Below are 24,038 nucleotides of genomic sequence, written 5' to 3'. Positions count from 1 at the left end.
TCGGTAGCCTCGCGGCTGTGGCGCTGGCTCTGTACCGCAAGTACCGCCCGGCGAAGTTCTCCGAGGTGGTCGGGCAGGAACACGTCACCGATCCCTTGAGCACGGCTCTCGCCGCCGGCCGCATCAACCACGCCTACCTGTTCTCAGGGCCCCGTGGCTGCGGCAAGACGTCGTCGGCCCGCATCCTGGCGCGGTCGCTCAACTGCGAGCTCGGGCCCACGCCCGATCCGTGCGGCGTCTGCCCGTCGTGCATCTCACTGGCGCCGGGCGGTCCGGGCAACATCGACGTCACCGAGCTCGACGCCGCGTCCCACGGCGGTGTGGACGACACCCGTGAGCTGCGCGATCGCGCCTTCTTCGCCCCGGCGGAGTCGCGCTACAGGGTGTTCATCGTCGACGAGGCGCACATGATCACCACGCAGGGTTTCAACGCCCTGCTCAAGATCGTGGAGGAGCCGCCGGAGCATCTGGTCTTCGTGTTCGCCACCACGGAGCCCGACAAGGTGCTGCCCACCATCCGCTCGCGCACCCACCACTACCCGTTCCGGCTCATCCCGCCCGGCACGTTGCGCAAGCTGATGGAGCGGATCTGCGCCGACGAGGGCGCGGTCGTCGCCCCCGCCGTCTTCCCGCTGGTCATCCGGGCGGGAGGTGGCTCGGCGCGCGACTCGCTGTCGGTCCTCGACCAGCTGCTCGCCGGGGCCGGACCGGAGGGCGTCACCTACGAGCGGGCGGTGGCGCTCCTGGGGGTCACCGACGTCGCCCTGATCGACGACGTCGTCGACGCGCTGGCCGCGAGCGATCGGGCGGCCGTGTTCGAGGCGGTCGACCGGCTGGTGGAGGCCGGGCACGACCCTCGCCGGTTCGCCGCCGACCTGCTGCAGCGGCTGCGTGACCTCACGCTGCTGCAGGCGGTCCCCGAGGCCGCCGAGCGCGGGCTGGTGGAGGCCGCAGACGACGAGCTGGCGCGGATGATCGAGCAGGCCGGCAAGATCGGGCAGGCCACGCTCGCGCGGTACAGCGAGATCGTGCACACGGGGCTCACCGAGATGCGGGGGGCCACGGCGCCTCGGCTGCTGCTGGAGCTGCTGTGCGCACGGATGCTGCTCCCTGCGGCCACCGTCGCCGAGCCGGGGCTGCTCGAACGCCTGGAACGGCTCGAACGGCGCAATGCGATCGCCTCGGCTCCGCTTCCTGCGGACGAGACGGGTGCCGAGCCCGCGGAGCCGGCCGAGGGCCGCCGTCGGTTCCAGCGCCCGAGCGAACGGTCGGAGCAGCCCGCCGGAGCGCCGCCACGGGGAGACGGCCGGGCCGAACGGCCGCCCGCCACCGCGGCAGGTCCGCGCACCACCGATCCGCGAGGCGGGTCGTCTGCTGAGCCTCCTGGCGCCGCCGAGTCCCAGGGCAGAGCAGCCGGAGCACGCCCGGACGCTGATCCTCGGGGAGCGGCCGCTCCGCCTGCTGCCCCTGGTCTGCAGGGCGGGGCAGCCGGTGGGCGCTCGGGTGCTGATCCGCGGGACGGCGCGGCGACCGAGCGCGACCGCAGCGATCAGGGCGGCGAGCGCGCAGCCGCCGATCCTCGGCGTGAGGCCGCGGGAGGGCGCCCCGGCGTCGAGTCCCGTGGTAGTGCCGCCCAGCGCCCAGGTGGGGACGAGTCCGCCGGCGGGCGCCGCGGCACGGATGGTGCCGGTCGGCGACCGGGCACCAGCGGCGCCCCTTACGACGGCGCTGGATCGGGAGCGGCGGCCGTCCCGGACGACTCGGCGTCCCGCGTCGACGGTGGTGCCTCCGGGCGCCCGGCCGCACCCGCGGCTGCCGCGCCGCTCGACGCCGCTGCGGTGAGGCGAGCGTGGCCCGAAGTGCTCGCGGTCGCCAAGGAGCGCAAGAAGCGCACGGCCGCGTTGCTGGTCAGCGCCACCGTCCGGGCGGTGGAGAACGACACCCTCGTGCTCAGCATCGGCACCGCGCCGCTGGCGCGGTTGCTATCGGAGCAGAGCAATACCGAGGTGATCGCCGAAGCGTTGCACGCGGTGCTGGGCGTCCGCTGGCGGGTGCGCTGCGAGCACGGCGACGGGCCTGCGGCAGCGCCGGCCTCCTCCAGCGCCTCACCTGCACCCGCCTCCTCGCCACCGGCGCCGCAGCGTCGCCCCGTTCGCCCGCCGCCCGTCCGTCGTTCCACCGCTCCTGAGGACGGCGTGCCGCTTCCGCCCGAGCCGCCGGAGGAGGAGCCTCCGCCCGACGACGAGGAGTCGATGATCGCCGAGGCGGCCGCCGAGCCGATCGCGGCTCCCGTCGAGCGCCGCGACCCCGAGGAGGCGGCGATCGAATTGCTGAGCGCGCAGCTGGGCGCCAGGGCGATCGACCACCGCTGACCGGCGCGGATAGCCGGGCCGCGGTGGTCAGCGCGCAGCCGGCGGCCGGTTCGTCCCCCATGTCCATGCCGGTCGGGTGGTAGTGCAGGGCGATGGGTGGGTGGCGTCTGCACCGAACGTAGGGTTCGGTTCCGTGAGCCCCGGACAGGTTCGGACGGACGTTCTCGTCGGGCTGACGGCCGACGAGGTGGCGGAGCGGGTCGCCACCGGCCGCACCAACGACGTGCCGGCCCGGGCGAGCCGCAGCGTCGCGGAGATCGTGCGGGCCAACGTGTTCACGCGGTTCAACGCGATCGTCGGCGTGCTGTTCGTGATCATCCTGGTCATCGGCCCGATCCAGGACGGCCTGTTCGGCTTCGTGATCATCATCAACACGTTGATCGGGATCGTGCAGGAGCTACGGGCCAAGCAGACGCTGGAGCGGCTGGCCGTCATCGGTGAGGCTCGCCCCCGGGTGCGGCGCGACGGTGCGTCGGTCGACCTGCCGCCCAACGGGGTCGTGCTCGACGATGTCATCGAGCTCGGACCGGGCGACCAGGTCGTCGTCGACGGGGTGGTGCTCGCCTCGGAAGGGCTCGAGCTGGACGAGTCGCTGCTCACCGGGGAGTCCGACCCGGTGCACAAGCAGGTGGGCGACCAGGTGCTCTCCGGGAGCTTCGTGACGGTCGGCACCGGCGCTCAGCAGGCCACGAAGGTGGGCCGCGAGGCCTATGCGGCGAAGCTGGCCGAGGAGGCCAGCCGGTTCACGCTCGTCGAGTCCGAGCTGCGGTCGGGCATCAGCCGGATCCTGAAGATCGTCACCTACCTCATGGTGCCCGCAGCGGCGCTGATCATCTGGAGCCAGCTGCGCACCGAGGGCACCGATGTCGACGACGCGGTGCGCGGGATGGTCGCCGCGCTGGTGCCCATGGTGCCCGAGGGGCTGGTGCTGCTCACGAGCATCGCGTTCGCGGTCGGGGTGATCCGGCTCGGCCGGCGCCAGTGCCTTGTTCAGGAGCTTCCGGCGATCGAGGGTCTCGCCCGCGTCGACGTGGTGTGTGCTGACAAGACGGGCACGCTCACCGAGAACGGCATGCGGCTGGCCAGGGTGGAGCCGTTCGGTGAGCGGGACGGGCTGCCGCCGCTGAGCGGGCCGCTCGGCGCGTTGGCTGCCGCCGACCCCCGGCCCAACGCGAGCCTGGCCGCGGTGGCGGAGGCGTACGAGTCGCCGGGCTGGACGGTGTCTGCGACAGCGCCGTTCTCGTCCGCGCGCAAGTGGAGCGGCGCGAGCTTCAACGGCAACGGCAACTGGGTGCTCGGCGCGCCGGACGTGCTCCTGCCGGAGGGCAGCGCCGAGCGCGCGGAAGCCGAGCGCGTGGGGGCCTCCGGCCTGCGTGTGCTCCTGCTCGGCCGCTCCGACGGCGCGGTCGACGCGGTGACGGCGCCAGGCACGGTCGAGCCCGTCGCGCTCGTCATCCTCGAGCAGCGGGTGCGGCCCGAGGCGGCGGACACGCTGGCCTACTTCGCCGAGCAGCGGGTCGAGGTCAAGGTCATCTCCGGGGACAACGCGGTGTCGGTCGGTGCGGTGGCGGCCTCGCTGCACCTGCCGCAAGCCGAGGCCCCCGTCGACGCGCGCCGGCTCCCGGACGACCGGGCCGAGCTCGCCGGCGCGCTCGAGCACGGCACGGTCTTCGGCCGGGTCACCCCGGGACAGAAGCGCTCCATGGTGGGCGCCCTCCAGTCCCGCGGACACACCGTCGCGATGACGGGCGACGGGGTCAACGACGTGCTCGCGCTCAAGGACGCCGACATCGGCGTCGCCATGGGCTCGGGCAGCCCGGCCACGCGGGCCGTCGCGCAGATCGTGCTGCTGGACAACTCGTTCGCGACGCTCCCGCACGTGGTGGCCGAGGGCAGGCGCGTGATCGGCAACATCGAACGCGTCGCGAACCTGTTCCTCGCCAAGACCGTCTACTCGGTGCTCCTGGCGATCCTCATCGGGCTGGCCGCGGTGCCGTTCCCGTTCCTGCCGCGCCACCTGACGCTGATCGGTTCGCTCACGATCGGCATCCCGGCGTTCTTCCTCGCGCTCGCCCCGAACACCGAGCGCGCCCGCCCCGGGTTCGTGCGCCGCGTGCTGCGGCTCGCGGCCCCGTCGGGAGTGATCGCCGGCGTGGCCACGGTGGTGACCTACCTGGTCGCCCGGTCCGACGACACGGCCACGGCGGTCCAGCAGAGCACCGCTGCGGTCGTGACGCTGTACCTCATCGCCACCTGGGTTCTCGTGGTCGTCGCGCGACCGTTCGAGTGGTGGAAGATCGTGCTGGTCGCCGCGTCGCTGGCGGCGTTCTGTTATGCGCTCTTCCTGCCCGTGCTGTTCGGGCAGGCGTTCTGGCAGCTCGACCCCGGCGACACCTCGACGATGGTGCTGGCCGTGGTCGTGGCGGTGGTGGGTGCGGCGCTGGTGGAAGTGGCGGCGCGCATCGACCGTCGGCTGGAGCCTTCGCCCGCCACGGCCTGAGGCCCCGACGGCTCAGTGGGGCAGGTTCAGGTACGCCAGTACGCCCTGCGTCAGAGCCGCCGCGTAGCGGGCGCGGCCCTCCTCGCTGGACACCACTGCCGCCTCGTGGGGGTTGCGCATGTTCGCGCACTCCACGAGCGCGGTCGGGCGGGTGGCCAGGCTGAGCCCGGCCAGGTCGGCGCGCGGGGAGAGCCCGTCGCGGCCGATGTAGTTCGAATCCGCGAAGCCCGCGGCCCGCATCGCGTCGCGGAGGCTGACGGACAGCTCGCGGGCCGGGCCCTCCTGAGCCGGGTTGAGCGGCGGGTCGGAGAACGCCACGTGGAAGCCGGTGCCGCGGGAGGCCGCGCCGTCGGCGTGAATGGAGACGACGGCGTCGGCGCCCGCACTCTCCCCGGCACGCCCGCGCTCGTCGACGCACGGCCCGACACCGTCGTCGTCCGTGCGGGTCATGACGACCCGGACGCCGGCGGCAGTGAGCTGCTGCGCGACGCGTGAGGCGACGTCGAAGGTGAAGGCGTGTTCGGGGTATCCGGCGTTGGTCTGCGTTCCGGTGGTGTTGCAGGGCTTCGTGCCCCCGCGCCCGTCGGGCACCTGCCGGTTGATCTCCGCGAGGTTCCGGGAGTTGCGGCCGTTGTGGCCGGGGTCGAGCACCACCACGGGCGGGCCGGCGGCCGCCGGCGCCGACGTCAGGGGCGGCGCCGCGATGGCGGCCGCGGGCAACCGCGGCGGGGTCGCGCACCCGCTCCCCACGGCTGTCAGCCCTGACAGCACGGCTCCGAAGAGCAACAGGCGAGCGATCCGCACGTGGTCAGCGTGACACGGACGGCCGATGCGTCCCCGCCTGGGAGCGTCGACCTGTCGTGGAGGCGTTAGCCTTTTGGCCTGAGCCGGACGCGCTGGACGCGCCGGGCACGACGTGCGAGGAGATCGCTGTGCAACCCGGTCAGCCCGATATGCAGATGATCCTGCAGCAGGCACAGAAGATGCAGGAGCAGCTGATGGCCGCTCAGGCCGAGCTGGCGGAGGCCGAGGTCGTCGGCCAGGCCGGCAACGGGCTGGTGCAGGTCACCAGCACGGCTGCCGGCGAGGTGCGCGCTGTGCGGATCGATCCGAAGATCGTCGACCCCGACGACGTCGAGACGCTGCAGGACCTCGTCGTCGGCGCGCTGCAGGACGCTGCGCACAAGGCGCAGGAGTTGCAGGCCGAGAAGATGGGACCGCTGGCCGGTGGTTTGGGCGACGCCGGCGGCTTCGGCCTTCCTGGTCTCGGCTAGCCGGTGTTCGAGGGACCGGTCCAGGACCTGATCGACGAGCTGGGCCGGCTGCCGGGTGTGGGACCGAAGAGCGCCCAACGGATCGCGTTCCACCTGCTCGCAGCCGACCCCGTCGACGTGTCGCGCCTGCAGGACGTGCTCCAGAAGGTCAAGGAGGGCGTCCGCTTCTGCGAGGTCTGCGGCAACGTGTCCGAGCGGGAACGATGCCGGTACTGCTCCGATGCGCGCCGTGACCCCACGATCGTCTGCGTCGTCGAGGAACCGAAGGACGTGCTCGCCGTGGAGCGCACCCGTGAGTTCAAGGGGCGCTACCACGTGCTCGGAGGGGCACTCGACCCGCTGGCCGGCGTCGGTCCGGACGGCCTGCGGATCAGGGAGCTGCTCGCCCGCCTGGGTGGCACCGGCCCGGCCCAGGACGAGGGCGAGATCGCCGAGGTGATCATCGCGACCGACCCGAACACCGAGGGCGAGGCCACGGCCACCTACCTGGTGCGGCTGCTCCGGGACTTCCCGGGCCTGTCGGTCACCCGACTGGCGTCCGGCCTTCCGATGGGTGGCGACCTGGAGTTCGCCGACGAGCTGACGCTGGGCCGCGCCCTGTCCGGCCGCCGCACCCTCTGAGTCGGGGGGTCCTACGGCGGCGCCGGTGCTGCACTACCCGGCACCGCCGTGGCGCGATCACCCCCCGGGATCGCACCGCGTCAGTCGTCGTCCCACTGGGGGTCGTGGTCATCGACGCCGTGGTACTCCGGCTGGCGGGCCTCCCAGTTCCGCCGCCGCTCCGCCGCGACCTCTCGCCATGACGGGGCCTGCGCGACGTCCACGATCCCCACGACGATCGCGATCATCACGATGAGGGCGACCCCGCCCACGATCACCGCGATCATGGCGACCACCTGCCAAGGTGGACGGCCACCCCGCGGGCGCTGCTGCTGATCTTTGTGTTCGACATTCCCATCGAGTCCCTTCTCGGTGTGCAACTCGTTCCGGCCGGCTGCCGGACAGCAGTGGTCCCGGGATTCGCACCGGGACGGGACGCGGCGCTCCGGATGGCGGAGCGGGCTTCGCGTCGGGCACAGGACTGGAGAGGCAGGCGTCGGGTGGTTCTCACAGCGGCCTCCTCTCCGGGGATGCCGCAGTCGGGTGTGGCGAGTACCACATCCGACCTACGGATGCTTAGATTGCCTGAAGACAGTGCGTCATGCAATTGCAGGGAGCGTGATGACGCATTGATCACCCGCACGTAGCAGTGCTGGACCCGCGATCAGGAGAGGCATGGCCGCACCGCAGAGCCCGATCGGCTCCCGCCGCCGACTGGGAGCCGAGCTCCGGCGTCTCCGGGGCAAGGCCGGGCTGACGCTCGACGAGGTTGCGGACATGATGACCTGCTCCACGTCCAAGATCTCCCGCCTGGAGACGGGGAAGGGCATCCCGAAGATGCCCGACATCCGCGAGCTGATCCGGATCTACGGTGTCACGTCCGACACCGAGCAGGACATGCTGCTCCGCCTCGTGCGCGACGGCCGGCAGCCGGGGTGGTGGGAGCCCCTGACCGAAGGGGTGCATCCGGAGCGGTTCGTACTGGACAACCCGGGTAGGTACGCGGCGTTGGAGAACGACGCCGCGGTGATCCACTCGTTCGACGTCACGCTGGTGTTCGGGCTTCTGCAGACAGCGGACTACGCCCGCACGGTCCTCTCGACACTTCTGCCCCACCACTCTCCACAAGAGATCGACCGCCTCGTGGAGCTGCGCGTCACGCGGCAGGACGCCTTGCGCCGGACCAGCCCACCTCCGCTCGAGCTCGTCGCCGTGCTGGATGAGGCGGTTCTCCTGCGGAAAGTCGGGGGAAGGGCCGTCTGGAAGGCGCAGCTCGAGTACATCATCGAGATGAGCGAGCTACCGACCGTGTCGGTGCGCGTGCTGCCGTTCGAGTTGGGTTTGCTCCGTGCGCACTACGGACACTTCGTATTGCTCAAGATCCCCGACGAGCTGGGGTCTGATGTGGTCTACGTCGAGGGGCATGCGGGCGAGACGTACCTTGACGCGCAGTCCGAGGTGGACCGGTACAAGGACGTCTTCGCGGATGTCCTCCAGCACGCCCTCTCCCCGCGTGAGTCGCGGGAGACCATCGCGCGATGCCTGTGACTCACGGTCGATCGCTGGACGATCCGGTGCAAACGGCATGGGCTTCGCTCTCGGGGGATGCACGGTCGGGTATGCCGGATAGCAGGCTGAACCCGGCCAGTGCTTAAATCCGCCTGTCTACGCAGCTACGCCGCCGACTTCCGGTCCTCTGAGCAACGCGAACCGGTCGTCGCGGCGCTGCTGACCTGCTGCGTTTCCAAGAACCCTCGTCTGGGTGAGCCCCAAGATCAACTCTGGAGAGCGGAGGGCAAGATGACCGGAGTCGTCCCCCGGCATTCCTCGCGTACCGCCGAGGGCTCGACTCTCGTTGTCGGTACAGCCCGCTCCCCGAGGAAGGCCCCAGCACCAGTGATCGAGTACCACATCAGTAGCTACTGCAACGGCGGCGGCTGCGTCGAGGTCGGGCGCACGCCCGGCGGTCCTGTCGTGGTTCGCGACAGCAAGGACCCCGAGCGCCGGGCCTCGCTCGTCTTCACCGCAGAAGAGTGGGCGGCGTTCGTCGCCGGGGTGAAGAGCGGGGAGTTCGACCTGGCCTGACTGTGCCGGGCGACGTGAGTGCGGCTCGGGCGCACCCCGTCGACGAACGACACTTCGGTGCGATAGGTCTGAACCGGCGCCCCGCCCGCTCAATGGCCGGGCCCGGTGAGCGAGCTGAGAAGGCTCCGGTGGCTTGTCGGACCCAGGCTCGGAGCGCGGGTGCGCTCGACTGAGCGAACGGACCGCTCGCGCTACTGCCGCAGGCCCGGTGTGTGCGGAACTTTGCGCTGAGCGCGTACGAGCGGTCCTTCCGCCCCATAGCTTCGGACGAACGCGCCGCTCGTCCGCGGTTCTTCAAGGCTGCGGGGCGGCTCTCGTCGGGTACTCCGGAAGCGCGCCCCGCTGCAGACGGTGTCCGGCCGCGCGCGAGCCGTAGCCCAACCGTGACTCGAACATCTACCGATCGGTATCGCGGCCCATTACGTTCGGCATCCCCGCCCTTTACTGTTCGCGGGTCTCCTACCCGAAGAGGTGATGCCCGCATGAGGTCAGCTGCCCGACGACTCGCGGCCGTGTTCGCGGCCGGAGCGCTCGCCGTCACTCTCGCCGCCTGTGCTCAGTCCGAGCGGGACAACGGAGCTGCCGAGGGTGGGTCCGGCGCCACCGGGGGCACCCTGGTGTTCGGGGTGCCGGGGGCGCCCGACAACTTCGACCCGATTTTCGCCCAGGACGGCGAGACCTTCCGGCCGGTGCGGCAGATGTACGACACGCTCATCACCTACAAGCTGGGTAGCTCCGAGCTCTCACCCGCGCTGGCCCTCGAGTGGACGCCGAACGCCGACTTCACCGAGTGGACCTTCAAGCTCCGCCAGGGCGTCAAGTTCCACGACGGCACCGACTTCGACGCCGAGGCCGTCTGCTTCAACTTCAACCGCTGGGTGAACCTGCCGAATGCCGCCGCACAGGCGCAGGCGGTCTACTACAGCGACACGTTCGAGGGCTTCACCAACAACCAGGCGAGCGCCACCGCCACGCCCGTCTACAACTCGTGCTCCGCGCCCGACCAGTACACGGCCGTGATCAAGCTCAACCGCGCGAAGGGTGCCTTCCCGGCGGCGTTCGGTCTAACGTCGCTGTCGATCTCGAGCCCCACCGCGATGCAGCAGTACAACGCCGACCAGATCGAGCAGAGCGGCGAGGCCTTCACCTACGGCCCCTACGCCACCGAGCATCCCACCGGCACCGGTCCGTTCAAGTTCGAGAGCTACGACCGCACGGCCAACGTGATCACGCTCGTGAAGAACCCCGACTACTGGGGTGAGCCCGCCAAGGTCGACCGGTTGATCTTCCGCGTGATCCCGGACGAGAACGCGCGCAAGCAGGAGCTGCAGGCCGGCACGATCGACGGCTACGACTACCCGTCGCCCGCCGACTGGGAGTCGCTGAAGGGCAGCGGCTACAACGTGCTCGTCCGCCCGGTGTTCAACATCCTCTACCTGGGGATCAACCAGGCGAAGAACCCGGCGCTGCAGGACATCCGGGTGCGCCAGGCTCTGGCCTACGCGATCGACCGGGAATCGCTGGTGCGCAACCAGCTCCCCGAGGGCGCCGTGGTGGCCACCCAGTTCCTGCCGGAGACGGTGGCGGGCTACGCGAGTGACATCCAGCCGATCCCGTACGACCCCGAGCGCGCCAAGGCGCTGCTGGCAGAGGCCGGTCAGTCGAACCTCACGGTCAATTTCTACTACCCGACCGAGGTCACCCGGCCCTACATGCCGAACCCCACCAACATCTTCACGGCGATCCAGGAGAACCTGCGCCAGGCGGGGATCACGGTGAACGCGGTGCCGCAGCCGTGGAACGGCGGTTACCTCGACTCCGTCAGCGTCAACGGGGTGCACGACCTGCACCTGCTCGGGTGGACCGGTGACTACAACGACGCCGGCAACTTCATCGGCACGTTCTTCGGCCGCAACAAGCCCGAGTTCGGCTTCACCGACCAGGCCCTCTTCCAGGAGATCACGGCCGCCGACACCACCTTCGATCCGGCGGGGCACGCCGCGGCGTACGAGCAGGTCAACCGTGACCTGATGACGAAGTACCTGCCGGCCGTCCCGCTCAGCAGCTCGCCGCCCGCCATCGTCGTACGGGAGAACGTCACGGGTCTGATCCCGTCGCCGTTGACGGACGAGCGGTTCTACACGGTCAGCAAGGGCTGACCCCGCCGACCCCGGGTGGCGCCGCCGACGATGTCGGCGCCACCCGGGTTCCTATGCGACGTCGTCGGCAGCCATCCGCGGCGTCACATACGAGCGTTACATCAGGAGAGGGGACATGCTGCGATTCGTGTCGAGGCGCCTGTTACAGGTGATCCCGACGCTGCTGCTGCTGTCACTGCTCGTGTTCGCGTGGCTACGTAGCCTTCCCGGCGGTCCGGCGTCGGCGTTTCTCGGCGACCGTGCAACACCCGAACGGGTCGCCGAGCTCAACCGCGTCCTCGGCCTGGACCAGCCGGTCCTCGTGCAGTACGGCCGGTTCCTCGGTCGTGTGTTGACCGGTGACTTCGGCACGTCGTCGATCACCGGAGAGCCGGTGATGGCCGAGATCGGGCGCGCACTGCCGGCCACCATCGAGCTGTCGGTCGCGGCGCTGCTGATCGCGGTGTCGCTCGGCATCCCGCTGGGCTACCTCGCGGCCCAGCACCGGGGCCGGCCGCTCGACGTCACCACCGTGATCGGCACACTCGTGGGCGTCGCGGTGCCGGTGTTCTTCCTGGGCTACCTGCTCAAGGCCGTGTTCGCGGTGCAGTTGGGTTGGTTCCCGCCGTCCGGCCGCCAGGCGGTGGACCTCGACGCCACGAACGTCACCGGCTTCGCGGTGCTAGACGGGCTGCTCACCCGCGAGTGGGACGCGAGCTTCGACGCGCTCGGCCATCTCGTGCTGCCCGCGGTTGCGCTGGCCACGATTCCGCTCGCCGTGATCGTGCGGATCACGCGTGCGTCGGTGCTCGACGTGTTCGGTTCGGACTTCGTGCGCACCGCCAACTCCAAGGGCCTCGCCCCCGGCACCGTGCGCAGCCGCCACGTCCTGCGCAACGCGCTGCTGCCGGTGTCCACGACCATCGGCCTCCAGGTCGGTCTGTTGCTCGCGGGGGCGGTACTCACCGAGAAGGTGTTCGTGTGGGGCGGGATCGGCACACTGCTCGCCGACGCCATCACGCTCCGGGACTACCCGCGACTGCAGGCTTTGCTGCTGCTGGGGGCGCTCGTGTACGTGCTGGTGAATCTGCTCGTCGATCTCTCCTACGCGATCATCGACCCGCGGGTCCGGCTCTCATGATCAGGGTTTCGGCAGCGATCGGGTTTCCGGCATGACCACCACGTGGGCGGAGCGCCGGAAGGCGCGGATCGACGACCTCTCCGCCGGGCGCAGCCTCAGCTCGGAGGCATTCCGGCGGCTGCGCCGTGACCCGGTGGCGATCGCAGGCGCGGTGATCGTCGGCCTGTTCGTGGTGGTCGCCGCGTTGGCGCCGCTGATCGCCCCGCACGGGGCGGCCGAGGCGTTCCCACAGCTTCAGGAGAACCTGCGGCCGGGCTCGATCCCCGGACCGCAGGACGGCTTCCCGCTGGGCAGCGACCAGCTCGGTCGCGACTTCTTCTCGCGGCTGATCCTGGCCGCACAACAGACACTGCTGGTGGGCGTGCTCGCCACGCTGATCGGGCTCGCGGCCGGCATCGTGATCGGCGCCCTCGCCGGTGCGTTCGGCGGCTGGGTCGACACCGTGCTCATGCGGATCACCGACGTCATGCTGGCCATTCCGAGCCTGCTGCTCGCGATCTCGGTGGCGGCGCTGGCGGCGAGCCCGTCGCAGACCACGGTCATCATCGCGGTGGCGATCGTCGGTGTGCCGATCTTCGCGCGCTTGCTCCGCGGCTCGATGCTCGCGCAGCGGGAGAGCGACCACGTCGTCGCGGCCACGGCGCTGGGCGTGAAGCGGAGCGCGGTGGTGCTGCGCCACATGCTCCCCAACGCCATCGGGCCCGTGATCGTGCAGGCCACGCTCACGCTCGCCACGTCGATCCTGGACGCGGCTGCGCTGTCCTTCCTCGGCCTGGGCGACGCCGACCCGGGTCGCGCCGAATGGGGGCTCATGCTCGCGCAGGCCCAGACCTACCTCGACGTGCGACCTGCGCTCGCCTTCTTCCCGGCGGCCGCGATCATCGTGGTGGCGCTGGGCTTCACGCTCCTCGGCGAGTCGCTGCGCGAGGCCCTCGACCCCAAGGGGCGCCGATGACCGGTCAGCTGCTGGAGGTGCGTGATCTGCAGGTCGCGTTCACGCGCCGCCGTGAGCCCGACACGATCGCCGTCGACGGGGTGAGCTTCGACGTCGCTCCCGGTCAGGTGGTCGGCCTCGTCGGGGAGTCGGGCTGCGGCAAGTCGGTGACGTCGCTGGCGATCATGCGGCTGTTGCCGGCTCGTGGGGTGCGCGTCACCGGATCGGTGCGGATGGACGGCACGGATCTGCTGACGCTGTCCGAGTCGCAGATGCGTGAGCGCCGCGGCCGCGACCTGTCGATGGTGTTCCAGGACCCTCTCTCGTCGCTCAACCCTGTGATCCCGATCGGCCTGCAGGTCACCGAGGTGCTGCGCCGGCACCGCGGGATGGCGGGCGACAAGGCCCGCAAGGCTGCGGCCGAGCTGCTGGAGCGGGTGGGCATCCCCGACCCCCGGCGCAGGCTCGACTCCTACCCCCACCAGCTCTCCGGCGGCATGCGCCAGCGCGCCCTCATCGCCATCGCCCTCGCCTGCCAGCCGCGGTTGCTCATCGCCGACGAACCGACCACCGCCCTCGACGTCACGATCCAGGCGCAGATCCTCGGGCTGTTGTCCGAGCTCGTGCAGGAGACGGGCGCGGCCCTGATCATGATCACGCACGACCTCGGCGTCGTCGCCGGGCTGTGCGAGACCGTGAACGTGCTCTACAGCGGACGGATCGTCGAGCGCGCGCAGCGGCACCGGCTCTTCGGCACGCCGCGACACCCCTACACGCATGGACTGCTGCGCTCGATCCCTCGGCTGGACGCCCCGCCGGGGGAGGAGCTGGAGGCGATCCGCGGATCGGTGGTCGACAACCTGCCGTGGGACCACGCCTGCGCGTTCGCGCCGCGGTGCCCGCGGGAGATCCCACAATGCACCGAGGTCAGCCCCCCGGTCGAGACGAGCGGCGGCCGGCTGCTGCGGTGCCACAACCCCGTTCCGGCGAGCGCGGAGTGACCGCCATGGAGACGAGCGAACCCCTGCTCGACGTCCGCGATCTCGCGGTCCACTTCCCGATCAAGCGCGGTGTCATGCTCGACCGCACCGTCGGGCACGTGTACGCGGTGGACGGCGTCTCGCTTCACATCGGACGTGGCGAGACCTACGGGTTGGTGGGCGAATCGGGCTGCGGCAAGTCCACCCTCGGTCGGGCGATCCTGCGGCTCGTGGATCTGACCGCGGGGCAGGTGACGTTCGACGGCGTCGACGTGGCGCACCTGCGGGGTGAGCAGCTGCGCCGGATGCGCCGACGCTTCCAGATGGTGTTCCAGGACCCGATGTCCAGCCTGGACCCCCGGCAGTCCGTGGAGTCGCTGCTCACCGAGGGAATGAAGGCTCACGGGCTCTCCCGCGGGCCCGCCGCCGACGGAGCGCGCCTGCGTGACCTCGTCGACTCGGTCGGGCTGCCGGCCGGCGCGCTGCGCCGCTACCCGCACGAGTTCTCCGGCGGCCAGCGTCAGCGCATCGGGATCGCCCGCGCGCTCTGCGTCGAGCCCGACCTGATCGTGGCCGACGAACCGGTGTCGGCGCTCGACGTCTCGGTGCAGGCGCAGGTCCTGAACCTGCTCGGCAGACTGCAGGCCGAGCTGGGCCTCACCTACCTGGTGATCGCACACGACCTGGCGGTTGTGCGGCACGTGAGCGACCGGGTGGGCGTGATGTACCTCGGCGGGCTCGTCGAGGAGGCGCCCTCCCAAGCGCTCTACGACGATCCGCAGCATCCCTACACGCGGGCCCTGCTCTCGGCCGTGCCGGTGCCGGACCCCGAGTTGGAGGACCGCCGGGAGCGCATCCTGCTCACCGGGGACCTGCCCTCGCCCGCCGCGCCCCCCAGCGGATGTCGCTTCCACACGCGCTGCCCGTGGCGCCAGCCGACGCGGTGCGACGACGAGCGGCCCCTGCTGCGCGTGATCGACGGAGCACCCACAGGGCACCGGGTCGCCTGCCACTACGCGGAGGACATCCGCAGTGGACGACTCCAGACGCACCGCGTCGACGTCGAGGCGGTCGACGACGTCCTCGCCCCGGGCGCGGTGCCGGACCTGCCCGGCTCGGTTACGGAGATCCTGGGTCGCTGAGGGGTTCTGTCCTGGTGGGCTGTCCGGCCTCGGTGGATTCCTGTGCACGGGCCCGGCGGGCCAGCAGCGCACCGAGGATGAATGCTGCCGGCACGCCGACCGCGACGCCGAGCAGCGGATCACCCGTCGCCTTCCCGCCGACGTAGCCGATCAGGACGTACACGGCCGACCACAGCAGCGCGCCGAGCACCGACGCCCGCGCGACTCCGCGCCACGGCAGGCGTAGAGCGCCGCAGAGCAGCGTGGAGACCACGACTCCGACCGGCACGAAGTACGACGGCACGATCACCGCCGCCCCGGTCGTGCGCACCCGGGCCTCCACCCAGTCGGCCGTGCGTGCCCCTGCGGGCCGGCGCCGTAGCCGCGCGAGCAGCGCGGGACCGGCGTACCAGCCGATGGCGTACTTGACGAGGTCACTGAGGAGGGAACCGATCGCGGAGGCCACGATCACCAACGGCAGCCACAACGCACCCTCGGCCGACCACGACCCGCCGGCGACCAGAACCGGCTCGGCAGGGGTGAACGGAAGCGAAGTCCACAGCAGCACGACGAGATAGGCGGCGGTGGGATTCACCGGCAGCTGCACACAACGACGCTACCTGATTGCGAACCGCATCTCGGAGCCGTACCGCTCGGGTACGGCCGCCCAGGTAGCACTTCGGCTCCGACCAGCGGGCGTCCACGTGGATGGGGGACAGTCCTGTCCATGGACGAGCAGCAATTGGTGGCGACGCGGCGTGCTCTGCACGGCGTGGCGGAGAGTGTGATCGCCGGTCCGCAGTACCGCGCGCACGGCACGATCCGGCTGGCGGTGTGCTCCGGTGGTTTCGCCGGGGTGGCGGCACCGCTGCGGGTGCAGGGCACCGACCTCGTCGGCCCGGACGGCCGGTGGCCGCTGCACGGGACGCTGCGCGAGCTGGGGAAGGCCGCCGGCGTGGAGGCCGGGCCACCCGAGGGGATCTACAGCGACACGTCGGGGGTCGACCTGGACGAGCCGTTGGCCGTGGACTCCCCGTCGGCAGAGCTGATCCTTGGCTGGTTCGCCCGGGGCGACGCCGGGCTGCGGGCGTTCGAGCCCGAGTCGAGCCCGGTGCTCTGGCCGGAGCACTTCGACCTCGGCATCTCCGTCGGCGAGGTCAACTACGGGATCTCTCCCGGCGACGACGGGAATCCCCTGCCGTACGCCTACGTGGGCCCGTGGACGCCGCGTGAGGGGGAGTTCTGGAACGCCCCGTTCGGCGCGCTGCGCTCGGCGAGTGACCTCCCCGACGTGTCGGCCGTGGTGGGGTTCTTCACCGAGGGCCGCAACCGGGCCTGACACGCGCGGGTACGGGTGCCCGAGCACCCGTACCCGCGCGAGCGGTCAGCGCATCGCGCGGTTGACCGCCGAGACCACGGCCTTGAGCGAGGCGTTCACGATCGAGCTGTCCACGCCGACACCCCAGAACACGGTGTCCTCCACGGCGCACTCGACGTAGGCGGCGGCCCGGGCGTCGTCACCTGCGGACATGGCGTGCTCGTGATAGTCGAGCACCCGTACGTCGAAACCGATGCCGGCGAGCGCGTCGACGAACGCCGCGATCGGCCCGTTGCCGCTGCCGGTGATCTCGTGCAGGTCGTTCTCGACGCGCACGGTGGCGACGATCTCGTCGGTGCCCTCGCCGTCGCTGGTGAGCCGATGGCGGATCAGCTTCAGCGGCGTGACGCGGCCGAGGTACTCGGTGTCGAAGACGTCCCGCATCTCCTTGGGGGAGACCTCGCCGCCCTCGGAGTCGGTGACCTCCTGGACCACGCGGGAGAACTCCATCTGGAGCCGCCGCGGCAGATCCATCTGGTGCTCGGCCTTCATGATGTAGGCGACGCCGCCCTTGCCGGACTGCGAGTTCACCCGGATCACGGCCTCGTAGGTGCGGCCGATGTCCTTGGGGTCGACCGGCAGGTAGGGGACCTCCCAGCGGAACTGGTCCACCTCGACGCCGGCCTCCGCGGCGTCGGCGTGCATCGACTGGAAGCCCTTGTTGATCGCGTCCTGGTGGCTGCCCGAGAAGGCCGTGTAGACGAGGTCGCCGCCCCACGGGTGCCGCTCGGGCACGTCCAGCTGGTTGCAGTACTCGACGGTGCGGCGGATCTCGTCGATGTCGGAGAAGTCGATCTGCGGGTCGATCCCCTGCGTGAACAGGTTCATTCCCAACGTCACGAGGTCGACGTTGCCCGTGCGCTCGCCGTTGCCGAACAGGCAACCCTCGATGCGGTCGGCACCGGCCTGGTAGCCCAGCTCGGCGGCGGCCACGGCCGTGCCGCGGTCGTTGTGCGGGTGCAGGCTGAGGACGACCCCGTCCCGGCGGGCCAGGTGCCGGTTCATCCACTCGATCGAGTCGGCGTAGACGTTCGGGGTGGCCATCTCCACCGTCGCCGGCAGGTTGACGATCATCGGCGACTCGGGGGTGGGCTGCCAGATCGCCGACACCGCGTTGCAGACGTCCACGGCGTACTCGAGCTCGGTGCCGGTGTAGGACTCGGGGGAGTACTCGAAGCGCCAGTCGGTGGCGGGGTACTTCTCGGCGAACCGCAGCACGTCCTCCGCGCCGTCGGTCGCGATCTTGGAGATGCCTGCACGGTCGGAGCGGAAGACGACCCGCCGCTGCAGGATCGAGGTGGAGTTGTAGAGGTGGACGATCGCGCGGGGAGCGCCCTCGCAGGCCTCGTACGTGCGCTCGATCAGCTCCGGACGAGCCTGGGTGAGCACCTGGATCGTGACGTCGTCGGGGATCAGGTCCTGCTCGATGATCTCCCGTACGAAGTCGAAGTCGGTCTGGCTCGCCGCCGGGAACCCGACCTCGATCTCCTTGTAGCCCATGCGTACGAGCAGTTCGAACATGCGGTGCTTGCGGGCCGGGCTCATGGGGTCGATCAGGGCCTGGTTGCCGTCACGCAGGTCGACCGCGCACCACAGGGGAGCCGTGGTGATCCGTTTCTCGGGCCAGGTGCGGTCGGGCAGCGACACCGGCTCCACCAGCTCGTGGAACGGGCGGTAGCGGTGGATCGGCATGTGCGAGCCGCGCTGCGGATTCCAGACGGGCTGCTCGTCGGGAGCGGGGCGGGACGGCTTGCGCAGCCTGCTGGACGTCGAGGAGCTGAAGGCGTCGGGCGAGGTGGTCATGCGGGATGCACTCCTGTGGTGGGCCGATCAATTGATGACGTGACCGGCGCGCACGTCTAATCCCCGCGACGAGGGGCCGGTCGGTCAGACCCCGCCGCGGCGACGAAGGAGCAGGAGCGCCACGCCTTCGAGGTTAGCCCCAGCCGGGGGGAGTTCCGCAAGCGCCCTGTGTCCGTCGCGTCATCCCATTGGGTGATACCGGCTGGTAGGAGGAGGATGCGGAGCGTGTCACTATGACCGTGTTCGTGTCGGGGTTCGTGTCGTGGAGTGCTTCGCGCGGGTACAACGGAGTAGCGGAGCGAGTGCCATGGGGAGGTCGTTGTGACAGTGGGAACCACGGCACGGCGGGGCATCGACGGCCTGGCCAGTGTCCTTCGGATCGTCGGCATGCTGATCGTGCTCGTCCTCGTGCTGCACATCGTGCTCACGCTGCTGGACGCGAATCCGGCCAACACGATCGCCATGATGATCAACCAGCTGGCCGACACGTTCAACCTGGGTCTGTCGAACCTTTTCCTGCCGCCCGACCCCAAACTCCGGATCGTGCTCAACTACGGCACGGCGGCCCTCGTGTGGTTCGCGATCACCAGCGTTGTGGTGCGCATCGTGCGCCGTATCCCGTGAGCCTCGCGATCTCGCCGAGCCCCGCCGGCTGAGCACCCTACGTAGTCGAGTTCCTACCTGCGCGCGGCCGTCGCTGATGCGAGTGGCGGCACCTGTGAGGGTCCCCTGTGGTGTGGACCATTCCAGTCGGTAGCGGGCATGCTGCCCGGTAATGTGGGATTCCGACCAGAACCTCGGCCGGTAGCGCTTCCGCGACTCTCGGTGAGGACGGTAGCCCACGGTGCCGCGCTACGCGGCATCAGGACAGGAGGTCGGCGGTGGCCCTCGTCGTGCAGAAGTACGGCGGATCGTCAGTCCAGGATGCGGATCGGATCAAGAAGGTCGCCGAACGGATCGTCCGCACCCACAAAGAGGGCCACGACGTCGTCGTGGTGGTGTCTGCCATGGGCGACACCACCGACGAACTGCTCGACCTGGCCGAGCAGGTGTCGCCGGCCCCGCCGCCGCGCGAGATGGACATGCTGCTCACCGCGGGCGAGCGCATCTCCAACGCCCTCGTCGCGATGGCGATCCACTCGCTGGGTGCGCAGGCCCGTTCGTTCACCGGCTCCCAGGCCGGCATGATCACCACGTCCAAGCACGGTGACGCACGCATCGTCCAGGTGACGCCACAGCGTCTGCGGGATGCGCTCGACGAGGGCTCGATCGTGCTGGTCGCCGGCTTTCAGGGCGTGAGCCAGGACTCCAAGGACGTCACCACGCTCGGTCGCGGTGGTTCCGACACCACAGCGGTGGCCCTCGCCGCCGCCCTCGAGGCGGACGTCTGCGAGATCTACACCGACGTCGACGGCATCTACAGCGCCGACCCGCGCATCGTGCCCGACGCCCAGCGCCTCGACACCATCACCTACGAGGAGATGCTCGAGATGGCGGCCTGCGGCGCGAAGGTCCTCCACCTGCGCTCCGTCGAATACGCGCGCCGCTACAACGTCCCGCTGCGGGTGCGCAGCTCGTACAACGACAAGCCGGGCTCGCTAGTCAGCGGCTCGATCGAGGAGATTCCCGTGGAGAAGGCGATCATCACCGGGGTGTCGCACGACCGGTCTGAGGCCAAGATCACGGTGACCGGGGTGCCGGACACGCCCGGCATGGCCGCGCGCATCTTCCGCACCGTGGCCGACGCCGACATCAACATCGACATGGTGCTGCAGAACATCAGCCACTCCGGCGCGCGGCGCACCGACATCACGTTCACGCTGCCGCGCACCGACGGACCTCGCGCCATGGCCGCGCTCACCGCCGCCCAGGCCGAGATCGGCTTCATCGAGGTGCTGCACGACTCCGAGGTCGGCAAGGTCTCGCTGGTCGGCGCGGGGATGCGCAACCACCCCGGTGTCACGGCCACGTTCTGTGAGGCGCTGTCCAACGCCGGTATCAACATCGAGACGATGAACACGTCGGAGATCCGGATCTCCGTGATCTGCCGCGTGGAGCAGCTCGACGCCGCGGTGCGTGCCCTGCACGCCGCCTTCGAGCTCGGGGGAGCGGAGCAGGCCGTGGTGCACGCGGGGAGTGGGCGATGAACGAGTTCGGCAGGCAGCAGGGAGAGGGCTCGCCCACAGGGGGGCCGGTCGTCGCGATCGTCGGTGCCACCGGTGCGGTGGGCACCACGATGATCGACATCATCGACGGCCGCGGGTCCGTTCCGTGGTCGGAGATCCGGCTGGTGGCCTCGCCCCGGTCGGCCGGCCGGGTGCTGCCCGTGCGTGGCAATGACGTCCCCGTGCAGGCGCTCGCGCCGGAGGTCTTCGACGGCGTCGACATCGCGCTGTTCGACGTGCCCGACGAGGTGAGCGCGCAGTGGGCGCCCATCGCCGCGTCCCGCGGCGCGGTGGTCGTCGACAACTCCGGCGCGTTCCGCATGGATCCCGACGTGCCGCTCGTCGTGCCCGAGGTGAACGCCGAGAAGGTCACCGAACGGCCCAAGGGGATCATCGCCAACCCCAACTGCACCACGCTGTCGATGATGGCCGCGATGGGCGCGCTGCACCGGGAGTTCGAGCTGGAGGCGCTCGTCGTCGCCTCGTACCAGGCCGCGTCGGGCGCTGGGCAGGCCGGGATCGACCGGCTCTACGCCGAGCTCTCCGCGGTGAGCGGCCACGAGGTCGGGATGCGCGGCGGCGACGTCGCCGAGGCGCTGGCCGGTGCCGGGCTCGATCCCGCTGCTTCGCCGTTCCCGGCGCCGCTGGCCCTCAACGTCGTGCCGTGGGCCGGGTCGCTCAAGGACGACGGGTGGTCGTCGGAGGAGCTCAAGGTCCGCAACGAGGCCCGCAAGATCCTCGGCATTCCCGACCTCAAGGTGTCGGCCACCTGCGTCCGGGTCCCTGTGGTCACCACGCACTCCCTCGCCGTGCACGCCACGTTCGCGCGTGAGGTGTCGGTGGACGCGGCGCGCAAGGTGCTGAGCGAGCAGCCCACGATCGTCCTGCGCGACGACCCCGCTGCGGGAGAGTGGCCCACTCCCGCCGACGCCGTGGGCGGCGACCCCACCTGGGTGGGGCGTATCCGGCAGGCGCTCGACTTCCCCAACACCCTCGAGCTGTTCGTGTGTGGCGACAACCTGCGCAAGGGCGCCGCGCTCAACACCTACGAGATCGCGGAGACGGTGGCCGCGCGGCTCTGACGCGCGGCCCGCGGGTGGCCCGGCTCAGCCGGGCACCCGCAGCCGGGTGATGATCGCGCGGTGGTCGCTGCCCGCGATGTCGTGCACCTTGAACGACTCGGCGGTGATGCCGTTGCTGGCGATCACGTGGTCGATCTGAGGCCCGAACAGGTCGCGGATTCGTTGTGTGGGGCCCCACGTCGGTACGAGGCCCTCGCCGGTCTGTGCCCCGGCGTCACCGCATCCGGCGATCGCGTCGCGCAGCACCGAGTGGTCGAGCGTGGCGTTGAAGTCGCCCGCGACGATCGCCGGGGTCGGGCCGGCACACCACTGCCGGAGCAGGCCGAGATCCGAGCGCCAATCCGGCACGCTGCCGGGCACCGGCGCCACCGAATGGAACGCCGCCACGCGCATGCCGCCCAGGCCCGCCCCGCTGAGCTCGATGTACGGGAACGCCGAGGTTTCCTTGCCGATCCGGGCCTGCACGTCGCCGAGTCGATCGGACACCGCGGTGGTGACGCCCCCGACATCACGGCTGCGCGGCCCGGTCGAGCTCTCCAGGTGGTAGCCCATGGGCTCGATGAGCGGCCGGAGCCGGTCGGAGAAGCGCACGCCCGACTCGCTGAGCGCCACCACGTCCGGCCGCTCCTGTTCGATCAGCGTGGCGAGCTGCTGGACGTCGGCCCTGCCCTCGTAGGTGTTGAAGGCGAGGACCGTGAACGACGTGCCGCCGGCGGGCACCGGATCGGCCACCAGGCGTGGCACGAGCATCGCGGCGCCCACGAGCAGCACCAGAACGACGCCGTCGACGAACGGCAGCACACGCCGTTCGAACACCATCACCACGAGCAGCAGCACGAGCAATCCCGCGACCCCGATGAGGATCCACGGGCGGAACGGCACGAGCTGCGCGAACGGGCTGCGCTGGTCCAGCCCGAACAGCAGGTCGGGGAGGGCGAACACGGCCACGAGCAGGGTGAAGACGATCGCGGCCACGTAGCGCAGGGCGTCTCTGCGGCCAGAGGAGGAGGAAGGAGTCGATGGCGGACCCGGCGGTGGTGCTGGGGCCTGCAGACGGTCCGGCGGCGCGGTCATCGGCACCGAGTGTGCCTTAGATCGGTTGAGAGCCGACTGAGGGTCCTACCTCGATCGAGGCAACGGGCGGGACGTTCTGCCTGCGCAGACGAACGCCCCTGCGGGCGAGGAGTGCTGCGACTCCGGCGACCGCGATGCCGGCAAACCCCACAGTGATCACGGCCACAGCGGGCGACCCGACGTCGATCAGCAATCCGGCGACCGGCGTGCTGATCGCAGCCCCCACGGTGATGGCGGATCCGTGCAGCCCGGTGACCAGACCGCGGGCGTGCTCGGGGGCGAGACCGCTGACGGCCTCCGAGCTGGCCGCGAGCGACGGCGCGCAGAGCAGACCCGCGGGCACCAGCAGGAGTGCGTAGGACCACCAGGGGCCGGCGGCGGCCACGAGCAGCGTGGCCACTCCCATGGCGGCGACCAGCACGAACAGCGACGGCGAACGGCGGGCCGCCCCGTAGAGGAACCCTCCGGTGAGCGACGCGATGCACCACACCGCGTTGACGACCGCGATGGCCGCGGCCTGTCCGCTGGTCTGCAGCCCCGCGATCATCGAGATCTCGGTGCCGAAGATCAGCACGACGGCCGCGGTGGTGGCCAGCAGCGCCCCGAGCAGGCGCAGGTCGAGCCACTCGCGAACCGAGCCGGGCCGTGCGGCGTCCGAGGTCTCCGGGGCCCGGGTGGGCGGGTTGAGCAGCCAGAGTGCGATGCCTGATGCGACCCAGCCGGCCCCGACGATCCACATGGCGGTGCTGGTGGACAGCTGCAGCGCGAGGAGCGTGCCGACGGCGGGGCCGATGATGTAGGACATCTCGACCGACATCGAGTCGAGCGCGAAGGCGGGCCTGCGGTGCCGTGCGGGCACCATCGCGGCGAGCGACTGCCGCACCACCGAGTACACCGGCATCCCGAGCAGGCCGCCGAGGAACGCCCCGACCAGCAGTGCGGGATAGGACAGCCACGGGGCGACGGTCCAGAACACCGCCTCCGCGCACAGCGTGAGAGACAGCATCGTGCGCAGCCCTCGCCGGTCGACGAGCCTGCCGAGCAACGGCGCGCCGACTGCCATCCCGATCGTGGACGCCGCGCCGACGAGACCCGCGGCGGCGTAGCCGTGCCCGAGGGTGAGCACCACGTGCAGGGTGAGCGTGATGGTGGCGGCCGACGGAGCGATGCGCGCGAGGAACGAGACGGCCGTGAGCGCCGCGACCCCGGGCAGCGCGAGGACGGTGCGGTAGGCGGCCAGGCCGGCAGTGCCCTCGTCGCTGCCCTCGTCGCTCGGCGTCACGGGGACATAGTGGACCGGAGGGCTGACAAATCTCGACCGGATTCGGCCACGCCGGGCGCTCGGACCGCATTCGGTTCAAGGCCAGCCGGACGTGCGCGCGGAGATCCCC

General features: G+C 70.8%; 21 protein-coding genes. 15 read left to right on the top strand and 6 right to left on the bottom strand.

The genetic code is table 11. From position 1 onward, the window contains the following. The first annotated feature begins 17 nt into the window (after positions 1 to 17). Both ABD743_RS31690 and ABD743_RS31685 read left to right on the top strand, forming a co-directional pair. Positions 18 to 2,372 carry a DNA polymerase III subunit gamma and tau gene (locus ABD743_RS31690; protein WP_344726315.1) on the top strand — a complete coding sequence of 785 codons (2,355 nt, stop codon included), beginning with the start codon at positions 18 to 20 and terminating at the stop codon, positions 2,370 to 2,372. A gap of 133 nt (positions 2,373 to 2,505) precedes the next feature. Continuing rightward, positions 2,506 to 4,872, top strand: coding sequence for an HAD-IC family P-type ATPase (locus ABD743_RS31685; protein ID WP_344726313.1), 2,367 nt, complete (start codon positions 2,506 to 2,508; stop codon positions 4,870 to 4,872). A 12-nt stretch (positions 4,873 to 4,884) separates the two neighbouring features. Here the strand turns inward: ABD743_RS31685 and ABD743_RS31680 are convergent, their stop codons facing one another. Beyond that, positions 4,885 to 5,676, bottom strand: a complete 792-nt coding sequence (locus ABD743_RS31680) for an N-acetylmuramoyl-L-alanine amidase (protein ID WP_344726311.1) — start codon at positions 5,674 to 5,676, stop codon at positions 4,885 to 4,887. A gap of 149 nt (positions 5,677 to 5,825) precedes the next feature. Between ABD743_RS31680 and ABD743_RS31675 the strand changes: the two genes are divergently transcribed. Continuing rightward, positions 5,826 to 6,146 (top strand): YbaB/EbfC family nucleoid-associated protein, encoded by a 321-nt coding sequence (locus ABD743_RS31675; protein ID WP_344726482.1) that lies wholly within the window; start codon positions 5,826 to 5,828, stop codon positions 6,144 to 6,146. A gap of 3 nt (positions 6,147 to 6,149) precedes the next feature. Beyond that, positions 6,150 to 6,767 carry a recombination mediator RecR gene (recR, locus tag ABD743_RS31670; protein ID WP_241040461.1) on the top strand — a complete coding sequence of 206 codons (618 nt, stop codon included), beginning with the start codon at positions 6,150 to 6,152 and terminating at the stop codon, positions 6,765 to 6,767. A gap of 80 nt (positions 6,768 to 6,847) precedes the next feature. Here the strand turns inward: recR and ABD743_RS31665 are convergent, their stop codons facing one another. Beyond that, positions 6,848 to 7,033 carry a hypothetical protein gene (locus tag ABD743_RS31665; protein ID WP_344726309.1) on the bottom strand — a complete coding sequence of 62 codons (186 nt, stop codon included), beginning with the start codon at positions 7,031 to 7,033 and terminating at the stop codon, positions 6,848 to 6,850. A 388-nt stretch (positions 7,034 to 7,421) separates the two neighbouring features. Between ABD743_RS31665 and ABD743_RS31660 the strand changes: the two genes are divergently transcribed. From ABD743_RS31660 to ABD743_RS31630, 7 genes are all read left to right on the top strand, one after another. Next, positions 7,422 to 8,294: a helix-turn-helix domain-containing protein gene (locus ABD743_RS31660; RefSeq protein ID WP_344726306.1), complete on the top strand. Its 873-nt coding sequence runs from the start codon at positions 7,422 to 7,424 to the stop codon at positions 8,292 to 8,294. 348 nt (positions 8,295 to 8,642) lie between these two features. Further along, positions 8,643 to 8,831 carry a DUF397 domain-containing protein gene (locus tag ABD743_RS31655; protein ID WP_344726305.1) on the top strand — a complete coding sequence of 63 codons (189 nt, stop codon included), beginning with the start codon at positions 8,643 to 8,645 and terminating at the stop codon, positions 8,829 to 8,831. Between the two features lie 482 nt (positions 8,832 to 9,313). Next, positions 9,314 to 10,990: an ABC transporter substrate-binding protein gene (locus ABD743_RS31650; protein ID WP_344726304.1), complete on the top strand. Its 1,677-nt coding sequence runs from the start codon at positions 9,314 to 9,316 to the stop codon at positions 10,988 to 10,990. Positions 10,991 to 11,105: 115 nt separating this feature from the next. Then, the gene (locus ABD743_RS31645; protein ID WP_344726302.1) at positions 11,106 to 12,110 is read left to right on the top strand and encodes an ABC transporter permease; all 1,005 of its coding nucleotides are present in this window, start codon (positions 11,106 to 11,108) and stop codon (positions 12,108 to 12,110) included. Between the two features lie 31 nt (positions 12,111 to 12,141). Then, on the top strand, positions 12,142 to 13,065 hold the full coding sequence (locus ABD743_RS31640) for an ABC transporter permease (protein WP_344726300.1): 924 nt from the start codon (positions 12,142 to 12,144) through the stop codon (positions 13,063 to 13,065). Beyond that, entirely contained in the window at positions 13,062 to 14,045 is a 984-nt protein-coding gene (locus tag ABD743_RS31635; protein WP_344726298.1) for an ABC transporter ATP-binding protein, read from the top strand. The genes ABD743_RS31640 and ABD743_RS31635 overlap by 4 nt, the downstream gene beginning before the upstream one ends. Before the next feature lie 5 nt (positions 14,046 to 14,050). Beyond that, positions 14,051 to 15,166: an ABC transporter ATP-binding protein gene (locus ABD743_RS31630; protein ID WP_344726296.1), complete on the top strand. Its 1,116-nt coding sequence runs from the start codon at positions 14,051 to 14,053 to the stop codon at positions 15,164 to 15,166. Here ABD743_RS31630 and ABD743_RS31625 read toward each other — a convergent pair. After that, positions 15,144 to 15,752, bottom strand: a complete 609-nt coding sequence (locus tag ABD743_RS31625; RefSeq protein ID WP_344726294.1) for a DedA family protein — start codon at positions 15,750 to 15,752, stop codon at positions 15,144 to 15,146. The two genes, ABD743_RS31630 and ABD743_RS31625, sit on opposite strands and share 23 nt — an antisense overlap. A gap of 120 nt (positions 15,753 to 15,872) precedes the next feature. On the opposite strand from ABD743_RS31625, the gene ABD743_RS31620 reads away from it, so the two are divergent. Then, positions 15,873 to 16,484: a hypothetical protein gene (locus ABD743_RS31620; RefSeq protein ID WP_344726292.1), complete on the top strand. Its 612-nt coding sequence runs from the start codon at positions 15,873 to 15,875 to the stop codon at positions 16,482 to 16,484. Between the two features lie 45 nt (positions 16,485 to 16,529). Here ABD743_RS31620 and leuA read toward each other — a convergent pair whose 3' ends face one another. Next, positions 16,530 to 18,326 (bottom strand): 2-isopropylmalate synthase, encoded by a 1,797-nt coding sequence (gene leuA / locus ABD743_RS31615; RefSeq protein WP_344726290.1) that lies wholly within the window; start codon positions 18,324 to 18,326, stop codon positions 16,530 to 16,532. A 321-nt stretch (positions 18,327 to 18,647) separates the two neighbouring features. On the opposite strand from leuA, the gene ABD743_RS31610 reads away from it, so the two are divergent. The 3 genes from ABD743_RS31610 (at position 18,648) to ABD743_RS31600 (ending at position 21,573) form a co-directional block, all read left to right on the top strand. Continuing rightward, positions 18,648 to 18,950, top strand: coding sequence for a hypothetical protein (locus tag ABD743_RS31610; protein WP_344726288.1), 303 nt, complete (start codon positions 18,648 to 18,650; stop codon positions 18,948 to 18,950). A gap of 257 nt (positions 18,951 to 19,207) precedes the next feature. Continuing rightward, on the top strand, positions 19,208 to 20,473 hold the full coding sequence (locus ABD743_RS31605) for an aspartate kinase (protein WP_344726286.1): 1,266 nt from the start codon (positions 19,208 to 19,210) through the stop codon (positions 20,471 to 20,473). Then, positions 20,470 to 21,573 (top strand): aspartate-semialdehyde dehydrogenase, encoded by a 1,104-nt coding sequence (locus ABD743_RS31600; protein WP_344726284.1) that lies wholly within the window; start codon positions 20,470 to 20,472, stop codon positions 21,571 to 21,573. The genes ABD743_RS31605 and ABD743_RS31600 overlap by 4 nt, the downstream gene beginning before the upstream one ends. 24 nt (positions 21,574 to 21,597) lie before the next feature. On the opposite strand, the gene ABD743_RS31595 is transcribed toward ABD743_RS31600, so the two are convergent. Together ABD743_RS31595 and ABD743_RS31590 are read right to left on the bottom strand one after the other, a co-directional pair. Next, a complete protein-coding gene (locus ABD743_RS31595; RefSeq protein ID WP_344726282.1) occupies positions 21,598 to 22,548 on the bottom strand; it encodes an endonuclease/exonuclease/phosphatase family protein in 951 nt (316 codons plus the stop codon). A 115-nt stretch (positions 22,549 to 22,663) separates the two neighbouring features. Further along, positions 22,664 to 23,929, bottom strand: coding sequence for an MFS transporter (locus tag ABD743_RS31590; RefSeq protein ID WP_344726280.1), 1,266 nt, complete (start codon positions 23,927 to 23,929; stop codon positions 22,664 to 22,666). Positions 23,930 to 24,038 lie beyond the last annotated feature (109 nt).

This window comes from Pseudonocardia yunnanensis, assembly GCF_039534065.1.
Classification (GTDB): Bacteria; Actinomycetota; Actinomycetes; order Mycobacteriales; family Pseudonocardiaceae; genus Pseudonocardia; species Pseudonocardia yunnanensis.
This window is presented reverse-complemented; position numbering and strand designations above follow the sequence as displayed.

Excerpts from the sequence above, each read along its gene's own strand:
- ABD743_RS31675 (WP_344726482.1), top strand. The coding sequence starts at position 5,826 with ATGCAGATGATCCTGCAGCAGGCACAGAAGATGCAGGAGCAGCTGATG.
- ABD743_RS31665 (WP_344726309.1), bottom strand. The coding sequence starts at position 7,033 with ATGATCGCGGTGATCGTGGGCGGGGTCGCCCTCATCGTGATGATCGCG.
- ABD743_RS31660 (WP_344726306.1), top strand. The coding sequence starts at position 7,422 with ATGGCCGCACCGCAGAGCCCGATCGGCTCCCGCCGCCGACTGGGAGCC.
- ABD743_RS31650 (WP_344726304.1), top strand. The coding sequence starts at position 9,314 with ATGAGGTCAGCTGCCCGACGACTCGCGGCCGTGTTCGCGGCCGGAGCG.
- ABD743_RS31645 (WP_344726302.1), top strand. The coding sequence starts at position 11,106 with ATGCTGCGATTCGTGTCGAGGCGCCTGTTACAGGTGATCCCGACGCTG.
- ABD743_RS31640 (WP_344726300.1), top strand. The coding sequence starts at position 12,142 with ATGACCACCACGTGGGCGGAGCGCCGGAAGGCGCGGATCGACGACCTC.
- ABD743_RS31635 (WP_344726298.1), top strand. The coding sequence starts at position 13,062 with ATGACCGGTCAGCTGCTGGAGGTGCGTGATCTGCAGGTCGCGTTCACG.
- ABD743_RS31630 (WP_344726296.1), top strand. The coding sequence starts at position 14,051 with ATGGAGACGAGCGAACCCCTGCTCGACGTCCGCGATCTCGCGGTCCAC.
- ABD743_RS31620 (WP_344726292.1), top strand. The coding sequence starts at position 15,873 with ATGGACGAGCAGCAATTGGTGGCGACGCGGCGTGCTCTGCACGGCGTG.
- leuA (WP_344726290.1), bottom strand. The coding sequence starts at position 18,326 with ATGACCACCTCGCCCGACGCCTTCAGCTCCTCGACGTCCAGCAGGCTG.
- ABD743_RS31600 (WP_344726284.1), top strand. The coding sequence starts at position 20,470 with ATGAACGAGTTCGGCAGGCAGCAGGGAGAGGGCTCGCCCACAGGGGGG.